Annotated in this window: 18 protein-coding genes; 14 read left to right on the top strand and 4 right to left on the bottom strand. The window is 67.9% G+C overall.

Annotated features, from left to right (window positions below):
- From FB384_RS17425 to FB384_RS17460, 8 genes are all read left to right on the top strand, one after another.
- Positions 1-990, top strand: coding sequence for a LacI family DNA-binding transcriptional regulator (locus FB384_RS17425; protein ID WP_221212774.1), 990 nt, complete (start codon positions 1-3; stop codon positions 988-990).
- Positions 987-1,526 (top strand): VOC family protein, encoded by a 540-nt coding sequence (locus tag FB384_RS17430; protein WP_183784407.1) that lies wholly within the window; start codon positions 987-989, stop codon positions 1,524-1,526. The genes FB384_RS17425 and FB384_RS17430 overlap by 4 nt, the downstream gene beginning before the upstream one ends.
- Entirely contained in the window at positions 1,526-2,437 is a 912-nt protein-coding gene (locus FB384_RS17435) for a sugar phosphate isomerase/epimerase family protein (protein WP_183784409.1), read from the top strand. The genes FB384_RS17430 and FB384_RS17435 overlap by 1 nt, the downstream gene beginning before the upstream one ends.
- Before the next feature lie 11 nt (positions 2,438-2,448).
- Positions 2,449-3,417, top strand: a complete 969-nt coding sequence (locus FB384_RS17440) for a Gfo/Idh/MocA family protein (protein WP_221212775.1) — start codon at positions 2,449-2,451, stop codon at positions 3,415-3,417.
- Between the two features lie 168 nt (positions 3,418-3,585).
- Positions 3,586-5,010: an MFS transporter gene (locus FB384_RS17445; protein ID WP_183784413.1), complete on the top strand. Its 1,425-nt coding sequence runs from the start codon at positions 3,586-3,588 to the stop codon at positions 5,008-5,010.
- Positions 5,007-5,771: an SDR family NAD(P)-dependent oxidoreductase gene (locus FB384_RS17450; RefSeq protein WP_183784415.1), complete on the top strand. Its 765-nt coding sequence runs from the start codon at positions 5,007-5,009 to the stop codon at positions 5,769-5,771. The genes FB384_RS17445 and FB384_RS17450 overlap by 4 nt, the downstream gene beginning before the upstream one ends.
- 385 nt (positions 5,772-6,156) lie before the next feature.
- Positions 6,157-6,954 carry an IclR family transcriptional regulator gene (locus FB384_RS17455; protein ID WP_183784417.1) on the top strand — a complete coding sequence of 266 codons (798 nt, stop codon included), beginning with the start codon at positions 6,157-6,159 and terminating at the stop codon, positions 6,952-6,954.
- Between the two features lie 178 nt (positions 6,955-7,132).
- Positions 7,133-9,094, top strand: coding sequence for an FAD-dependent monooxygenase (locus FB384_RS17460; RefSeq protein WP_183784419.1), 1,962 nt, complete (start codon positions 7,133-7,135; stop codon positions 9,092-9,094).
- A gap of 105 nt (positions 9,095-9,199) precedes the next feature.
- On the opposite strand, the gene FB384_RS17465 is transcribed toward FB384_RS17460, so the two are convergent.
- A complete protein-coding gene (locus FB384_RS17465; protein WP_183784421.1) occupies positions 9,200-9,406 on the bottom strand; it encodes an RNA-binding S4 domain-containing protein in 207 nt (68 codons plus the stop codon).
- Positions 9,407-10,177: 771 nt separating this feature from the next.
- On the opposite strand from FB384_RS17465, the gene pqqA reads away from it, so the two are divergent.
- The 5 genes from pqqA to pqqB all read left to right on the top strand — a co-directional run bounded on the left by pqqA (position 10,178) and on the right by pqqB (position 13,265).
- Positions 10,178-10,276 (top strand): pyrroloquinoline quinone precursor peptide PqqA, encoded by a 99-nt coding sequence (gene pqqA, locus FB384_RS17470; RefSeq protein ID WP_183784423.1) that lies wholly within the window; start codon positions 10,178-10,180, stop codon positions 10,274-10,276.
- A 106-nt stretch (positions 10,277-10,382) separates the two neighbouring features.
- Positions 10,383-11,063, top strand: coding sequence for a pyrroloquinoline-quinone synthase PqqC (gene pqqC, locus FB384_RS17475; RefSeq protein WP_228726059.1), 681 nt, complete (start codon positions 10,383-10,385; stop codon positions 11,061-11,063).
- On the top strand, positions 11,060-11,311 hold the full coding sequence (pqqD, locus tag FB384_RS17480) for a pyrroloquinoline quinone biosynthesis peptide chaperone PqqD (protein ID WP_183784427.1): 252 nt from the start codon (positions 11,060-11,062) through the stop codon (positions 11,309-11,311). Before pqqC ends, pqqD begins: the two co-directional genes overlap by 4 nt.
- Complete coding sequence (gene pqqE / locus FB384_RS17485) at positions 11,302-12,387, top strand: pyrroloquinoline quinone biosynthesis protein PqqE (protein WP_183784429.1); 1,086 nt, start codon at positions 11,302-11,304, stop codon at positions 12,385-12,387. Before pqqD ends, pqqE begins: the two co-directional genes overlap by 10 nt.
- Positions 12,384-13,265 (top strand): pyrroloquinoline quinone biosynthesis protein PqqB, encoded by an 882-nt coding sequence (gene pqqB / locus FB384_RS17490; RefSeq protein WP_183784431.1) that lies wholly within the window; start codon positions 12,384-12,386, stop codon positions 13,263-13,265. The genes pqqE and pqqB overlap by 4 nt, the downstream gene beginning before the upstream one ends.
- Positions 13,266-13,509: 244 nt before the next feature.
- On the opposite strand, the gene FB384_RS17495 is transcribed toward pqqB, so the two are convergent.
- The 3 genes from FB384_RS17495 to FB384_RS17505 are packed head-to-tail and all read right to left on the bottom strand — an operon-like array spanning position 13,510 to position 17,008.
- A complete protein-coding gene (locus tag FB384_RS17495) occupies positions 13,510-14,844 on the bottom strand; it encodes an MFS transporter (protein WP_183784433.1) in 1,335 nt (444 codons plus the stop codon).
- Positions 14,845-14,879: 35 nt separating this feature from the next.
- Entirely contained in the window at positions 14,880-15,875 is a 996-nt protein-coding gene (locus FB384_RS17500) for a PDR/VanB family oxidoreductase (RefSeq protein ID WP_183784435.1), read from the bottom strand.
- Positions 15,875-17,008 carry an aromatic ring-hydroxylating dioxygenase subunit alpha gene (locus FB384_RS17505; protein ID WP_183784437.1) on the bottom strand — a complete coding sequence of 378 codons (1,134 nt, stop codon included), beginning with the start codon at positions 17,006-17,008 and terminating at the stop codon, positions 15,875-15,877. Before FB384_RS17505 ends, FB384_RS17500 begins: the two co-directional genes overlap by 1 nt.
- Positions 17,009-17,118: 110 nt before the next feature.
- On the opposite strand from FB384_RS17505, the gene FB384_RS17510 reads away from it, so the two are divergent.
- Positions 17,119-17,700, top strand: coding sequence for a PadR family transcriptional regulator (locus FB384_RS17510; protein WP_183784439.1), 582 nt, complete (start codon positions 17,119-17,121; stop codon positions 17,698-17,700).
- Positions 17,701-18,003: the final 303 nt, after the last annotated feature.

Consider the following 18,003-nt stretch of genomic DNA (forward strand, 5'->3'; position numbering starts at 1 on the left):
ATGAGCATTGACGACGTCGCCGCCGAAGCGGGAGTCCATCGCTCCACGGTGTCCCGCGCGTTCTCCCGGCCGGAAGCCGTGAACCCGACGACCAGGCAACGCATCCTGGAAGTCGCCGAGAGCCTGGGTTACCAGATGAGTCCGCTGGCCCAAGCATTGCGCCGCAAGACGAGCAACCTGGTCCCGCTCATCGTGCCGGACATCACCAATCCCTTCTACGGCGAGCTGGCCAAGACCATGGCCACAGCCGCGGCAGGGAAGGGCTATCAGTTGGTGTTGTGCGTGACCGACGGTGAGGTGGCGCAGACGAGCGGGTACCTGACAGCGCTCCAAGGCATGTACGCGCCGTTCGGGATCGTCGCGCCGTCGACCAGTGTGGATCTCGACGAGCTGCAAAGTGTCGCGCTCGGCAGCAGAGTCGTCGTCGTCGACCGCGTCGAGAAGGCCAACGTGCCGACGGTGACGGTCGACAGCGCTGAAGGAATCGCCCTCGCGGTGGATCACCTGCGCGGCTTGGGTCACCGGCGCATCGCCTACGTCTCCGGCATCTCCGGAACGTACACGTCCAGGGACAGGTTGGCTGCTTACGAAGGGCTGGCCGAGAAGTTGGAAATGCCGGCGACGATCCTGGATGCGGGTACCGGTCCCGAGGTTGGGGAGCGGGCCGCTGAGCTTTTCGTGGACATGCCGCGCGAGCAGCGTCCAACCGCGGTGATCGCGGCCAACGACATGGTCGCGTTCGCGCTCATCTCCTCCCTTGGGGCTCGAGGCGTATCGATCCCGGGCGAGGTGTCGGTGATGGGCTTCGACGGCCTGGAGCTCGGCTCGCGGTCCAATCCGCGATTGACCACGGTGCGCCAGCCCATCGCCGACATGGGGGCCATCGCGATCGACCTGGCCGAACAGCTCCTCAACGACGGGGAAGCGCAACATGTCGTTCTCACGCCGGATCTGCTGATCCGCGCCTCGACCGCGGAGGTACCTCGATGAGTCTTCCCAAGGGGTTCCGGTATGTCGATCACGTCGCCTTCACGGTGCCCGACCTCACGGAGGCCGTCACGTTCTTCGTCGACGCCTTGGGGGCGGAGGAGCTCTACCGCTCGGAGCGAGGGCCCGACGCCGACTTCATGCCTGAGCACTTCGCGGTTCCGGTCGATGCTCGTCTGGAACTGGTCATGTTGCGCATGCCGCCGAATCTCAACGTGGAGCTGTTCCAGTGGCACACCACGGATCAACGGCGGGACTTGCCGCGTCATTGCGATCTCGGCGGCCACCACCTGTGCTTCGCGGTCGAGGACGTGGATGAAGCCGTCGCGCATCTTCAGGCACACGGCGCCCGGGTGTTGGGCGGAACCAAGGAGGTCGGCCCGGACAGCCCTGTCGTCGCCGGAAACCGGTGGACCTACCTGCAGGCTCCGTGGGGATTGCTTCTGGAATTGGTCGACCGGTCACGGGTGAAGAACCCGCCACCGTTGGTCGGACCCGCGGAATGGGCCGACCCCGCTGTCACTGGAAAGGACTCGTAGTGCGCATCGCTGGCCATACCTTGGGCACACCGGAGCATTCCGTCCCCGAGGCGCTCGCACTCTTCGCCGCCGCGGGGTTGGACGGTGCGGAGGTCATCTATCAAGACGACTACCTGAGCGGACTTCCGGTCGGGGACGATGACGCCGCGGCCGAGGTTGCCCGGGTGGCGGACGATCTCGGCGTGCCGGTCGTGGGGCTTGCTCCCTACACCACGGGCATCAACCACGCGGATGCCACGCAACGCCGCGCCGCGATCGATGAACTGCGAGCAGCGGTGGACTGCGCTCATCGAGTGGGCGCGACCCGGATCCGGGTGTACGCGGGTTCCTGGGCGCCGGACCGGAGTGATCACGCCGGGCATTGGGAGCGGCTGCGCTCGGCGCTGGTGGAACTGGCACCTCGCGCTGCCGATGCCGGTGTTTCCTTGTGCGTGGAGAACCATTTCGGAACCATGACGCAATCGGCCAGGGAGACAGCCCGGCTGGTGCGTGAGGTCGACTCGCCCGCAGTTCGGGTGCTCTACGACCAGGCCAACCTCACCTTCACACACGACGAAGCCTGGCCCGAGGCGTTGCACGAGCAGGGCGACCTGATCGGGCACGTGCACGTGAAGGATCTCGTCTTCACTGATCCGAACGCGCCCTTCGTCGCTTCCGAGACCGCCCGGGTGAAAGCCGAAGAGCGTGCCGTGCGCTCCCGCGTCGTGGGGGAGGGCATTCTGCCCTGGGCGCACATCCTGCACGCCGTCGAGCAGCAGGGCTACGGCGACGTCCTGAGTCTCGAGTACGAGTATCGCTGGCACCCCCAGGACCTCCCGGAGCCGGCGGAAGGATTCGCCCGGTCGGCGCGCGTGCTGCGTTCGCTCGTCGCCGAGGCGGCTGGGCTCGTAGGAGCGGAGGACCCACGATGAGCCGTACTACCTTGCGCGTCGGTGTGGTCGGTGCCGGGAACATCGCGCACGTCGCACAGTTGCCCACCCTGGTGGAGCGAGAGGACGTCGTCCTCGACGTTCTGGTCTCCCGGCGCGAGGATCCGTCCGAATTGGTCCGCCGTTGGGGATTCACCACGGCGGTCTCCTCCGTCGAGCAAGCGCTTGAGCGCGACTTGGACGCGTTGTTCGTCCTGACCCCGAGGTCGGAGCACGTGCAGGGGGTCAGTCGCGCGTTGGAGGCGGGAGTCGACGTCTTCTGCGAGAAGCCACTCGCGACCGAGACCAAGGAGGCGGAACGCCTCGCCGACCTCGCCGACGAGCGCGAACGCGTGCTGATGGTGGGACTCAACCGCAGATTCGCGCCGACCTACGTCGCCGCCCGTGAACAGTTCGGGGACACCGGTGCCTCCTTCTGCGTGGCGCAGAAAAACCGTCGCGGTAGCGAATACCGCGCGACCTTCGAGAACGCCATCCATATGGTGGACCTTCTGCGTTGGTTCTGCCCGGGTGAACCGGTGGATGTCTCGGCCCACTCCGCGGGTGACGACCCCTGGCAGGAGGACGGCGTGTCGGCCTTGGTGCGGTTCGCAGGCGGCGGTACGGGCGTCTTGATGGCGGCGCGGAACGCGGGATCGTGGGCGGAGAAACTGGATGCCTACGGCGCCGAGCGCACCGCCGAAGTGGTCGCTCCGGACACGGTTACCTTGACCCGCGACGGAGTCAGCAGCGTCCGCTCAATGAGCCCCGAGGCTTTCGGGTGGGCAACGGCGACGAAGACCTTCGGTTTCGCCGCTGCTGTGCACCACTTCCTCGACCGCGTACGTGACCGCGCCACACCACTGACATCGGGGCGGGAAGCCGCGCGCACCCAAGCGCTGCTCGACCGGATTCTCCGGGCCGCCGGCCTACCCACGGAAGAGCAGGTTGGGCGGACGTGGTCCAGCCACGCGACACGCTGACCCTCCAGCAGCCTCGACCGGCCTCGACGACGCCGCTGCCGGCGCCGTGGAGAGCGATCGTGAAAGAACACGTCAGAAGCCGTCCTGAAATGTCGAACCATCTCGCTCGGTCCGCAGTGACCTGATCGCCCGTTCGCTAAACAATCCCCTTCCCCAGAGGAGCGCTCAATGGCGACCGCACGAAAAACGACCTCACCGGGGTCCCCATCGGATACCAACCAACCGGGAATCCCGGAACGCCGCAGGTCGTTCAATGTTCTGGCAGGCACCATCGGCCACTTCGTCGAGTGGTACGACTGGTACATCTACGGCCTGCTGGCTGCGGTGTTCGCAGACCAGATCTTTCCGAGCGGCAGCGCGCTCACATCGCTGTTCGCCGCACTGATCACCTACGCGATCGGGTTCGTGGTGCGGCCGATGAGCGGCATCATCATCTCGCCCCTGGCCGACCGTTACGGCCGCCGTGCCGTCCTGGCCGTCACCATCGGCGGTATGGCAGCCGGCAGCTTGATCATCGCGCTCACTCCGCCGTTCGCCGTCATCGGCTACGCCGCACCCCTGTTGTTCCTGTTCGCCCGTGTGCTGCAGGGAATCTCGGCCGGCAGTGAGATTCAGAGCGCGATCGCCTACATGGTGGAGAACGGCTCAACCAACCGGCGTGGGCTGTTCGGATCGCTGTCGAACGTGGCCAGCGGCATGGCGACGCTGGCGGCTACCGGGGCGGCGGCGATTGTCACCTCGACATTGGACAGCGATGACCTCGCCACCTGGGGCTGGCGAATCCCGTTCGCCATCGGCGGTGTTCTCGGTCTGGTGGGACTGTTGCTGCGGTCGCGAGCAGACGAATCGCCGGAATTCGAAGAGGCTGCCCAGGATTCCGGCAGCGGTCGACGGCCGGCCCGTTCACGACTGCGAGTACTACTGCGTGATCACCGCAAGGCGCTGTTGCAAACGGCGGCCTTGTCGGCCCCTGCCGTTGCCTACTACACATGGGCAACCTTCTTGCCCACCTACGCGCAGTTGACCACCGGGCGTGATCTGGGCTCGACTCTGACCGGGAACGTCATCGGGTTGTGTCTGCTGGTGATCATCGTGCCGGCGTGCGGAGCCCTGTCCGACCGTCTCGGCCGGCGCAAGCCCTTCCCGATCATCGGTGCCGCGGGCATGGTGGTGCTCTTCTACCCGCTGCTGTTGTTGTTGCAGCAGCCCGGGTTCGGTGTGTACGTGATCGTGACGGCCTCGGGCTGGGTGGTCCTGGCGATCTGGCAGGCGGTATACCCGACGATCCAGGCAGACCTGTTCCCCGCATCGGTGCGGGTGTCCGGTATCGGTGTCGCCCATCAACTCGTGATCGCCGCGTTCGGTGGAACGGCCCCACTCATCGCCAGTGCCTTCGTCGACGCTGGGCACCCGATGGGCGTGGCGGTGTACATGACGATCGTCGTCCTGCTCTGCCTCATCGTGTACGTGACGCTGCCGGAGACAGGCACCGCCGCGAAGCGCCCCACCGCTGCGCCGGCCGAGGCGTCGAATGCCTCGGATGCGACCGCCGACTCGGACACGACGACGTCGACGGAGAAGGAGACCCGATGACAGCCGCGTCTCGGATCGCGTTGGTTACCGGCTCCAGTGGAGGTATCGGTGCGGCCACCGCCGAGCGCTTGCACAGCTCGGGTGCGGTTGTCGTCGGGTGTGACCGCACCGCACCCGACGAGCGGCCACCGTGGCTCGCGGACTTCCGCGAACTCGACGTCACCGACGAACAGGCCGTGCAAGCCACCGTTGCCGGGATCCGTGAGGACTATGGGGCCATCGACGTTCTGGTTCACGCCGCCGGAGTCCTCGGTGAGGTCCCGGACCTGCTGGCCACGCCGAGCAGTGAGTTCGCCCGGGTGATGGCGATCAACGCCACAGGGTCCTTCTCCGTGCTGCGGGAAGTCGGGTTGGTCATGCAGGCCCAGCGATCCGGCTCGATCGTCGCGGTGGCCTCGGTCGCCGCGAAGGAGGCCCGCCATGCTTACGTGCCGTACAACGCCAGCAAAGCCGCAGTGCTGAACGTCTGCTGGTCACTGGCCTTGACACTCGGTCCCGACAACGTCTCGGTCAACACCGTGTGCCCCGGGCCGGTCAACACCGCCATGTGGGATCAGCTCGCCACCCGCGCCGGCGAAGGAGCCCCCGAAGGGGACCAGCGGGCCCGCCGAGCCCGGGCGGCGCAGATTCCGATGGGCCGGTTCGCCGAGCCGGACGAGGTCGCGGCGACCATCGCGTTCCTCACCGACCCGGCGAACCGGTACCTCACCGGACTGAGCATGGACGTCGCCGGCGGCGCCCGACTCGGAATGGGCAGCTGAGGGACCGAATACACCTGAGTCCTGGTGACGTCGATCCCGCCGCAGCTTTGCGGCGGGATCGACGGTGGGTTGCGCGAGGGACATGTTGCGCCGTTCACGTCCGGGCGAGACCCGCCGTTTCTGCGAGTTGCGCCGAACCATCGGCGGGGCAACGAGAAGATGCCGGCGCAGACCCTGCGCGCACTGCCTGTTCCCGCCGGATGGCCTGTTCCTGCCGGATGCCTTTTCCGTTGCGCCGGTGCGGTATCCAGTACCGCACGGTGGCGGCTGAGACGTCCGGTGCCCGGTCCGGCCCGCACGTGCTGCGAGCTCGAGGCTCCCGCGAGCAGCAGCACTTGGAGAATCCAGTATTCTGCACGCCAGAATCAGTACGCTGGGAGGTTCGATGGCGACGGAGATGAAACAGCCCCCGCCTTACGCCATCGCCAGTGTCGATCACGCGTTGAGGCTTGCGACGATCCTCCAGCTCGAAGGAAGCCTGAGCGTGGCCGACGCGGCTGCCCGCCTGGGTGTCGCGCGATCGACCGCCCACCGGCTGCTCGCGATGCTCGTTTACCGGGACTTCGCAGTGCAGGACGACACGAAGGTCTATCGTGCGGGTCCTGTCCTGGAACTCGGCTCGCATTCGCACTCGACGGTGTCGCTGTTGCGGCGGGCGGCGTTGCCGCAGCTGCGCGAGCTGGTCGACAGGCTGGGGGAGTCGGTGAACCTGACGGTGCGCACCGGTGACACCGCTCGGTTCATCGCCTGCGTCGAGTGCCAGCAGGCCCTGAGGGTGGGTTCCCGGGAGGGCATGGTTTTCCCCGCGCACCAGACCACCGCGGGACTGCTGCTGCTCGCCGAGCTCACCGACGAGGAACTCGATTCCGTCTACGCCGGAGCGGGGCGCGGCGAGGTACCCGCGATGGACGAGCTGCGCCGGGAGCTGGCAAAGGTCCGCCGCAACGGATTTGCGCTCAACCAGGGCCGTTCGGAGCGCGGAGTCGTCGCCGTCGGCGTGCCCGTTCGCTCTCCGGACGGCGCAGCGCTCGCGGGGGTGTCGGTGTCGATGCCGAGCGTGCGGTACGACCGGCGGCGGTTGCGCGCGATCGTCGCGGACCTCTCCTCGGCCGTGCGTGCGCTGGAAGCGGACCTGCACGAGCAGCTACGGGTACAACGCCAGGAGTCGGCGCATCGTCAGTGAGGCGTCGGGTCGGTTCAGCGTTCGCAGGCCCTCGTGGTAGTTCTTTACAGCAGAACTCTCTGTTCCTCAGTGCGTAACCGGCGGAGGATGGACCGAGCCATCCGGTAGTTCGTAGGCAGCACTGCGGCCCCTTCGCTCGGGGTTCCGCGGGGTTGGATGCCAGGAGGAGTTCAGTCCAGTGCAGTTCTATCTTGACGGCTACAAGCCGGGGGATCCGTTCGTCGAGGAGCCCCATCCGTCGGTGGCCGAGCGCCCGTCCGGCCTGCCGGAGGAAGCTGATGTGGTGATCATCGGCTGTGGTCCTGCCGGGTTGGTGCTGGCGGCTCAACTGGCCCAGTTCCCCGAGCTGCGCACGGTGATCGTCGACCGGCGGGACGGACCGCTCGAGGTGGGCCAAGCGGACGGGGTCGCCTGCCGCACGGTGGAGATGTTCGAGGCGTTCGGGCTGGCCGACCGGTTGGTCCACGAGGGGTACCAGGTCAACGAGGTGACGTTCTGGCGGCCGGACCCCGAGCGCAGCGGGTCGATCGTGCGCACCGGCCGGGTCGACGACGTGGAGGAGGGCATCTCCGAGATGCCGCACATGATCGTCAACCAGGCTCGGATGCTGGCCTACCTGCGTGAGCACATGCGCCGGTCGGCTGCCCGCGCCGAGCCGTTCTACGGGCTGCACGTGACCGACGTGCGTGTCGACACCGCCGACGCCGATGAGCACCCGGTCACAGTCGAGCTGCAGCACGTCGAGAATCTCGAGCCGACCGGTGAGACGTCGACGATCCGCGCGAAATACGTGGTCGGTTGTGACGGTTCGCGCAATGGGACCCGGGAAGCCATCGGGCGCCGCCTCGAGGGCGATGCCACCGACAGCTCCTGGGGTGTGCTGGACGTCCTCGCCGTGACCGATTTCCCCGATATCCGGCTCAAGTCGGCCATCCACTCCGAGCAGGGCAGCATCCTGATCATTCCGCGAGAAGGTGGGTACCTGGTCCGGCTCTACATCGAGCTCGACAACGACCGCGACGGCGAGATGCTGCGCAATCGCAGCGCGACGCCGGAGAAACTCGCCGCGGTCGCCAACCGGATCCTGCACCCGTACTCGATCGACGTGAAGCACGTCGGCTGGTGGGCGGTCTACGAGATCGGCCAGCGACTCTGCGACCGGTTCGACGACGTCCCCGACGGCGAATCGGGCACCCGTCTGCCGCGGGTGTTCATCGCCGGCGACGCCTGCCACACGCACAGTGCGAAGGCAGGGCAGGGCATGAACGTGTCGATGGCCGACGCCTGGAACCTCGGGTGGAAGCTGGGGACGGTGCTGCGCGGGACGTCACCCGCCGAGGTGTTGCGCACCTACTCCGAGGAGCGGCAGCGGGTTGCTCAGCAGCTCATCGATTTCGACCGAGAGTTCGCGGCGTTGTTCAGCGCCCACTCGGATGACGGCGAGGGCGGAGCGGACCCGGAGCGTTTCCAGCGCTATTTCCGAGAGCAGGGCCGGTTCACCGCCGGGGTCGCGGTGCGCTACGGGCCGTCCATCCTCACCGCGGCATCACCTCACCAGAGCTTGGCGGACGGGTTCTCGCTGGGAATGCGGTTCCACTCGGCGCCGGTCATCCGGCTGGCCGACGCCAAGCCCGTGCACCTCGGGCACGCGGCCCGTGCCGACGGTGCGTGGCGCCTCTACGTGTTCGCCGACCGGGCACACCCGGCCAGCTCCGACTCACGGCTGCGGGATGTAGCCGGGTTCTTGGCCTCGGCGAAATCGCCGATCACCCGGTTCACGCCGCCCGGCGCCGACCCCGACTCGGTGATCGATGTCCGTGCCGTGCTGCAGCAAGGGCATCGCGACGTCACCGTCGACGATCTGCCGCCGGTTTTCCTGCCCCGCAAGGGGCCGTTCGAGCTCGTCGACTACGAGAAGGTCTTCTGCGCCGATTCGGCCGACGACATCTTCGACCTGCGCGGCCTGGACCGGGATCGCGGAGCCCTCGTCGTCGTTCGGCCGGATCAGTACGTCGCCAACGTCCTGCCTCTCGACGCACACGACGAACTCATCGAGTTCCTCCGCTCCGCGCTGGTCGAGGTCGCAACGCCGATGGCTCCGTCCGGCCAGGACGAGCTCGACGCAGTGACAACGTCTTGACGGCCAGGTCGGCGGTGTCGTTTCTTGCGGAGGCGACGACGTGGGGATCGCGGGAGGGCGTGCCGGATGTGGATCGTCGAGGAGTTTCCGGGTGTGCTCGGTGAGTCACGCGACGCGGAGTTCGGTGTCGTCGACGGTGACGATGTCGCCGCGCACGAGTTGTCTGCCGCGGCGGTGTTCGGTTTCGCCGTTGACGTGGATGCGGCCGTCCTCCAGGAGTGATCGCACGTCGGAACCGATGTCGATCAGGCCTGCGAGTTTCAGGAACTGGCCGAGTCGGATGGAGTCGGTGCTGACCGGAACGTCTTCCATTCGGTCATCATCTCGCGCACCTGGTGCCGGTTCTCGGCAGGGCCGGTCCGTGCGCCGTGAGGGTGTTTTCGGCTGTGGGTTTGAGAACCGTCGTGCAACCGGCCGACAGCGCGGGGGCGATCTCGCCCGGGATCACGTCGATCACAGCACTCACCCAAGCTGCCGTCTATCGCGTCGCCCCGACAGGGCCGGAATCGCCTCGGCGATCCTCAACTCTGCGCAGCACATCGGGGTTGCACTTGGCCTTGCTGTCCTGGCCGGTGTCGCCGCGACCGTCACCGCGCAGCCGCGGAACGAAGCTCTCGACACCGCGAACGCGCTCGTCGCCGGTTACGGAACGGCCCTGCTCGTCGCCGCCGGCATACTCCTGGCCGCCGAGGCGTTTGCACTGCTGATCCTCAGCTCGCCGGGAAACACCGATGGTGAACCAGAGGGCGCCGTCCGGCTCGTTGACACAGGCTGTGAGTGCGCGTGCTGTGCTGGACGGTGATGAGTGGTGGGTTCGCCTGGACCAGTCACGGTCGGCGTGAACCACCACGCCGGCGTCTCGTCGGCGCCGCGGTAGAACTTGCGGGCGGCTCGCAACACCGTCGGTGCAAGTCTGATCCGGTCCACCCTTGTGAACTGCCGCGTTCGCACGATAGCCCCGGTACGGACCACTCCTGCGTGGTGGCTCGGTCGGAGTATCTGCCGCCCGAGGGATAGCGCTTTCAGCGATGATCCCGTTACGCTGGCGGCGTTCTCAAGAATCCCAATGGAGGGAGGCGCACCATGGTCGAGTCGGGCGAGCTTCAGGTCTGGACCACTCCGGACTTCCAGGAGTACGAGACCTCGCCGGAGGTCACGGCATACTTCGGCCGTATGGAGTGACGAGTGTTTTGGCGTGGCCGACAGGAAAGCGCTTACAAGTTTCCCGTCGGCCACGCCTCACCGACCCGGAAGGACGGCAGTGCGGCCGATGGAGCCGAAGTCACCGATGACCGAGCAGGCCTTCGTCGCGGAGCTCAAGGAACTCTCGCACCGCTACTGGGGCGCCCATCCGTTCCATCACCGGATGCACGCCGGTGAGCTGACCGAGAACGAGCTGCGGATCTGGGCCGCCAACCGCTGGTACTACCAGCGCATGCTGCCGCAGAAGGACGCGGCGATCATCAGCAACTGCCCGCTGCCGGAGGTGCGCAGGCAGTGGCTCGACCGAATCGTCTACCACGACGGCCGCGCCGAGGGCGAGGGCGGAGCCGAGCGCTGGCTGCGCCTGTGCTCGGCGGTCGGCCTCGACCGTGGGGAGGTGCTGGACGAGCGCCACGTCGCGGCGGGCGTGCGGTTCGCCGTCGACGCGTACGTGAACTTCGCGCGCACCAAGCCATGGGTCGAGGCCGTCGCCTCCGGGCTCACGGAGATGTTCTCCGGGCACCTCATGCGCCGCCGGGTCGGCGACATGCTGGCGCGTTACGAGTGGATCCGCAGCGAGGACCTGGCCTACTTCACGAACCGGATCGACGCCGTGAGCGGCGAGGGCGAGGAGACACTCGCGATCGTCGTGGCCCACTGCGTCACCCGCGAACAGCAGGAGGCTGCCGTGGCGGCACTGTCGTTCAAGTGCGATGTGCTGTGGTCGATGCTCACCGCCATCGAGCACGCGGCGGGGAAAGCGTGACGCCCCGCCTGTGCCGCGGCGTGCGGCTGACCTACGACCACACCAGGCAGACCCACGTGCTGTTGTTCCCCGAGGGGGTGCTGATGCCCAACGCGACCGCGGCCGCCGTACTCGAACTGTGCGACGGCGAGCGGACGGTGCCCGACATCGCCGCGGCGCTCGGCGAGCGCTACGCGGAGGTGCGCGAAGACGACGTCGGCGACGTGCTCGCCAGGCTCGTCGATCGGCGGGTGGTCGAATGGGCGTGACCGAAGGGGTGCAGCCGCCGCTGGGCATGCTCGCCGAGCTGACCCACCGCTGCCCGCTGCACTGTCCGTACTGCTCGAACCCCGTCGAACTGGTCACGCGCGAACGGGAACTGGGCACCGACGAGTGGTGCTCGGTGCTCGATCAGGCTCGCGACCTCGGCGTCCTGCAGGTGCACCTGTCCGGCGGCGAGCCACTGGCCAGGCCCGACCTGCCCGAGCTGGTCACCCGCGCGTCCGACCTCGGCTGCTACGTCAACCTCGTGACCAGCGGGCTCGGGCTCACCGAGGCACGCCTCGCCGACCTCGTGGACCGGGGACTCGCGCACGTCCAGCTGTCCGTGCAGGGCGCCGACGCCGAGCGGGCGAACCTGCTCTCGGGCACGAAGGCCCACGACCACAAGCTCACCGCCGCGGAACTGGTGAAGCGGTTCGAGCTGCCGCTGAGCGTCAACGTCGTACTGCACCGGGCCAACCACGACCAGCTGGAGGGCATGATCGCGCTCGCCGAGCGCATGGGCGCCGACCGGCTCGAACTGGCAAACACGCAGTTCTACGGCTGGGCCCTGCGCAACCGCGACGCGCTACTGCCGACCCGGGAGCAGCTCGCGGCTGCGGAGCCGGTGGTGCGGGCCGCGACCGAGCGGCTCCGAGGCTCGATGCAGGTCGTCTACGTGCTCTCCGACTACTACGAGCAGTACCCCAAGCCGTGCATGTCCGGCTGGGGCGCGCAGCAGCTGACCGTCGCTCCGGACGGCACCGTGCTGCCCTGCCCCGCGGCCACGACCATCACGACGTTGTCGCTGGAGAACGTGCGGGAGCGGCCGCTGGCGGAGATCTGGTACGACTCGGAGTCCTTCAACGCCTATCGGGGTGAGGACTGGATGCGCGAACCGTGCCGAACGTGCGAGCGGCGCACCATCGATTTCGGTGGCTGCCGCTGCCAGGCGTTCCAGCTCACCGGCGACGCGGCGGCGGCCGACCCGGTGTGCCGCCGCTCGCCCGACCGCGGACTGGTGGACGCGCTGCTGGAGGCGCCGCACGGCTCCAACGAGTTCGTGATGCGGGGTATGCGGTGAGAGCGGTCCTGCTCGGCACGGCCGCGGGCGGCGGGGTCCCCCAATGGAACTGCGCGTGCGCGAACTGCGAGGCCGTGCGCGACGGGAGTGCCCCGGCCCGCACGCAGGACTGTCTCGCGGTCAGCGCCGACGGCCGAGCCTGGTACCTGCTGAACGCGTCGCAGGACATCCGCACGCAGCTGACCTCCTGCGCGGCCTTCCGGCCGGGGCCGGGGCCGAGGGAGACGCCGCTGCGGGGAGTGTTGCTCACCGACGGCGAGCTCGACCACACGCTGGGACTGTTCCAGCTCAAGGAAGCCGCCGGCCTCCGCGTGTGGGCCCCCGACGCGGTAGCGGCGACCGTGCCGGCGAGGGAGATCGTGGCGCGCTACCACGGCTGGGAATGGCCTCGGCTGGAGGAGAAGTTCGAACTCGACCAGCTGGTGGTCACGGTGCTGCCGGTGAGCGACAAACGCCCGAAGTACGCCGGGGAATCGACCCTCGACGGTCCGTGGGTCGTGGCGTACCGGATCGAGGACCCGGCGACCGGTGGCTCGCTCGTGTACGCGCCGTGCGTGGCGCAGTGGCCCGCCGGGTTCGACGACTTCTGTGCGGGGGCGAGCTGTGTGCTGCTGGACGGTTCTTTCTTCGCCCCGGACGAGATGGCGGGCGCGACGGCCGGGGGCGTCGGCTCCGGCGCCCAGCTCGCGATGGGTCACCTGCCGATGGCGGGCGAGCACGGCAGCCTCGCACGCATCCGGCGTTCGCGGGGCACCCGTTGGCTGTACACGCACCTCAACAACACGAATCCGGTGCTGAACCCGGCGTCGCCGGAGCACGCGGCCCTTGTCGAAGCAGGCGCCGAGCTGCCACCGGACGGCACGGAACTGATCCTCTGACCGCAATACCCCTCGGCTGTCGGAGCCGCCGACTAGTCGCCCGGTGCCGGACCCGTCCGATCGCGCCCGCCGTTGAGCCGGGTGCCTCCCGCCGCCGCTCGCTGTTCCACGCGCGGCGGTCCGGCAGACGCGCACCGGCGTCGACGAACACGGGAACCTCGTCCGGTGAGGTGCCTCGGACCGCGTTCGGCCCGAGGCACCTCACCGGCGGTATCAGAGGTGACGTTCCGCCGGTCGCCGGAACTCAGACCGCATCGCGTTCCTTCATCGCCGGCGCGGACTCCGGGTCGTGGCGGCGTAGCCCGACCAGGACGATGGCGCAGATCGCAACCACGGCGGCGGCACCGACGTAGAGCTGGGTCGCCGAGGCGCCCGCGTCGTTGAGCATCCCCGCGACGGTCGGCGACAGGATGGCGCCGATCCGGCCCATGCCGAGCGCCCAGCCCATGCCGACGCTGCGGAGGTGTGCCGGATACAGCGGCGGTCCGACGGTGTAGGCACCGGCGATGCAGCCGTTGATGAGTGCACCGACGAGTACGCCGATTCCGAACCCGAGCCACAGGACCGAGGTGCTCAAGATGAAGACGACCATCATCGCGGCGGCGAGCAGCGAGAACCCGATCAGGACGACCCGTGGCGTACGTATCCGGGCGGCGACGCCGTAGAGCACCGAGCCGACAGTGCCGCCGATCGAGATCGCCATCCCGGCGGTGACCGCGGCGCTTTCCGAAAGCCCGTCCTCGACCAGCAGGGTGGGAGTCCAGCTGTTGACGAAGTAGAAGCCGAACATGATCGTGATGAAGACAGCCCAGAGCAGGATCGTCGGGGTGAGCAACTGCTTGAGCCACCCCGAGCCGGTCCGCCCGGCGGTCTCCCGCGCCGAGGCGGCCTCGTCGAGTTCGGCCCAGCTGACGGAACCCATCTTCATCCGTGCCAGCGTCCGGTTGATGCGTTCCAGAGCGCCCTGTGGGCGACGCTGCTCGAGGTAGGCGACCGATTCGGGCAGGAGGAGTGCGATCACCACGAGAGCGAGCAGGGTGGCGAACCCGCCTGCGTAGAAGACGATCCGCCAGTCACCGCCCACTGCCGCCTTCGCGACCACGCTCGCCACGGTGGCGCCGATGCCGTAGCCGGCGGTGAAGATGCCGATGGCGAGCCCGCGATTCTTCGTGTTCGAGAACTCGCTGGTCATCACGTTGGAGCTGGCCAGAATACCGCCGACGCCGATACCGGTGACCAGGCGGAACACGCCCATCACCGGCATGGACGGGGCCATGGCGGCACCGAACATGCCGATCGTGCCGAGGGCGAGGCTGATCAGGATGAGCGGGCGACGGCCGATCAGGTCGGCGAAGGGCGCGAGCAGCATCGAACCCAGTGCCATACCGATCAGCCCGACCGAGACCAGCAGCCCGAACTCCGAACCGCTCAGGCCGAACTCGTCGGTTACCGAGGGACCCGTGAAGGCGACCGCCATGACGTCGAAGCCGTCGAGACAGTTCATGAAGGTGCAGAGCGCGACGATCAGCCATTGATAGCCGGACATCGGCGCCGCGCCGATACGTTCAGTGATGTTCATGCAGGCGTCCAGATGTGAGGGACCGGTGAGCCGGTTCAGGTGAGGTGGAGGGTGACGGTGGCACGGTCGGCGTTGTCGCCGGCCACCGCGCGGGAGACGCAGAGGCACAGGTTGGCGCAGTTTTCCTTCTGCGTTTCACTGAGGAAGACGTCGCGGTGATCGATGGTCCCGTCCACTTCGACGACCTTGGCCAGGCAGAGCCCGCATTCGCCCTTACGGCAGTCCGAGAGCGTGTCGATCCCGGCCGCGTTCAGGGCGTCCAGGATCGAGGTGTCGGGCGCGATGACGACCTCGCGGTCGAACTGGGGAAGACGCACCCGGAACTCCTCGGCGCCGAACCGGCCGCTGGAGCCGAAGGTTTCGAACCGCAGGTTGGTCTCCGGCAGCGAGTGCTCGTGCCAACTCGACCTGATCGCGTCCATCAGCCCGATCGGACCGCACATGTAGAGCTCGGCCGTCTTCGGCGCTGCCGCGATGTCGCCGACCAGGTCGGGAACCGACAGCGGCGTGCCTTCGTCGTCGACGTGAACGCGGACCCGATCGCCGTGCTCGGCGCAGAGTTCGTCGAGGTAGGCCATGAGGCGGCGGCTGCGGCCGACGAGTACGAGTTCGTAGTCGGCGCCGCGGCGGCGCAGCGAGGTGGCCATGGCGACCAGTGCCGTGACGCCGATGCCGCCGGCGACGAGGACGTAACGACCGGCGCCGACCGCGAGCGGGAAGTTCTGCAGCGGGCCGGTGACGGTCAGCTCGTCACCGACGGCGAGCGTGTGCATCGCCTTCGAACCGCCGCGCGAGGTGGGGGAGAGCTGCACGCTGAGCGTGAGCAGGCGGCCGCCGTCCTCGGATCGGACGATGGAGTAGGAACGGGTCAGTCGCCCGTCAGGGGTAGGCAGAGCGACATCGAGGTGCGTACCGGGGGCCGCAGCTTCGGGGTGCTCGACCTCCAGCACGATCCGGCGGACGCCGTCGGCGGCGTCGTCGGTCTCGACGACCCGTGCCTGCTGCCAGCGGGACTGGGCCTGGACCGCCATCAGGCCCCCTTCCCTGCAGCGGGAGCCGTCGAGGGCCGCCCTTCGGCTGCCAGCATCCGCTCGAGGATCTGGCGTACCCACATCCCGCCGGCGTCGATGTTGAGGCTGTAGAACTCGTGCTCGGGGTTGGCGTCGATCGCACGTTGCTGGGCGCGCAGCATGTCCTCGTCCTCGCCGAAGACGCCGTGCACGGCCTGGCGCAGCTGGGTGGTGATGGTCTGGCTGTCCAGGCAGTAGTTACGCATGAAAGCCCAGAAGTAGTGGCAGGTGCGGTCGGTCTCGGGCGTGATCGTGTTCATCACGTACCCGTTGACGCCCTGGCTGCGGTCGCCCTCGGGGGCACCGGTGCCGGCCTTGGCGACACCCACGTCGATGCAGATCGTGCCCGGCGCCTGGAACCTGATGATCTGCCAGCGGTCGACCTTGCCCTCGAAGCCGGGGAACTTGTCGCGCAGGTTCTTCAGCCAGAACGGCGGAGCATCGATGTCGCGCATCCAGCGGGTGACGGTGACCGTGTCGCCCTCGTGTGTCACGTCGAACTCGGCCTCGGAGAGCTCGTCCTGGCCGATGCTCGAGGAGTGCACGAACTCCTCGTGGGTGAGGTCCATCAGGTTGTCGAGGACGAGTTGGTAGTTGCAGTCGGCGTGAATCGTCTCGCCGTCGCCTGCCCATGACGGGTCGTCCATCTGGTGCATGTCGGGCACGGTCGTCGGATCGGCCAGGTCGGGATCGCCCACCCATACCCAGACGTATCGGTAGCGCTCGACGACGGGGTACGAGGGCACGACCGCGCTCGGATTGAGGGTCTCCTGCGCAGGCATGGCGGTGCAGCGACCGGTCGAGTTGTAGCGCAGACCGTGGTAGGGGCACTGCAGCTCGTCGCCGAGGATCTTGCCCTGCGACAAAGGTGCCAGTCGGTGCCAGCAGGCGTCGGCGAGTGCGACGGCGCGGCCCTCGCTGTTGCGCCACAGCGCTAGCGGAACGCCTGCGACGGTGCGTGCCAGCGGTTGCTTGCCGGTGACCTCGTGGTCCCAGGCTGCGACATACCAGGCGTTGCGGGGGTGGTTGAAGATCTTGGCTGCGGCTGTGGTCGGTGCTGCGGCCGCTGTCGGCGGCGGAGAAGTGAGCGTCATTGGTCAACTCCCTATGGATATAGGTATCTGTTGCGCGAGCCACAAAGTATCTATCTATATAGTGAGTTGGCAAGAGTGGATAGCGTGACTGACTCGGAGAGGAGGGGACCTTGTCGCTGCGGTGGGCGCTGATCGCGCTGCTGACGGGTCGTCCGATGACCGGTTACGACATCTCGAAGAGCTTCAGTACGTCGGTCGCGCACGTGTGGCACGCTCCGGACTCGCAGATCTACCCCGAGCTCAACCGGATGGAGCGAGACGGACTGCTCACCTCGGTCGAGGTTCCCTGGGGGAAGAAGGGCACCAAGAAGGAGTACCACGTCACCGACGAGGGGCTCGCCGAGTTCCGGGAGTGGATGGAATCGCCCCTGGTGCCGCAGCGCCAGCGAGACCCGGCCTATCTGAAGGCCGCCTACTTCGACTTCGCCGACCCGGCGGCGGTGCGCGAGCAACTGCGGCAGCAACAGGCGTACTGGGAGGACCACCTGGCGATGCTCGAGCGCACCCGGGCGAGCCTCGTCGACCGCAGCCATCCCACGCTGGCGGCGAGAATCGAGAAGCTGAACGAGCGCGAGGCCGAACTCGCGGTCCGCTGCAAGATCTACGCGTACGACGGGTTGATCGCTCGCGCGCGCGCCGAGCTGGCGTGGATCGACGACGGCTTCACACTGGTCGACGAGCTGTACGGCTGAGCACAGGCCGCCGCGGGAGTCGCGTGGGTTGTTGCCTCCTCGGCGCGGGCCGAACGGATTTCGAAGGCCCTGTCGCAGCCGTCGTCGAGCAGTCGGGTGCTGCACGACACCGACGTCCGCAAGCTGTGCGTCCACACGGGACAGCTGTACGCACGGCTGGGAGCGGAGAAACCGCGACTTGTGGCGCCTGGTCGATCCCTCGGCTTCGGCTGCGACCGACGGAGCGGCGCGCCGGTGACGATCGCATCCGGTCGCTGCAGGGTGGCTGCGCATTCGACCGTCCGAGTGATATCTCTACGATGT

The organism is Prauserella sediminis (assembly GCF_014195435.1).
In the GTDB taxonomy this organism is placed as follows: Bacteria; Actinomycetota; Actinomycetes; order Mycobacteriales; family Pseudonocardiaceae; genus Prauserella; species Prauserella salsuginis.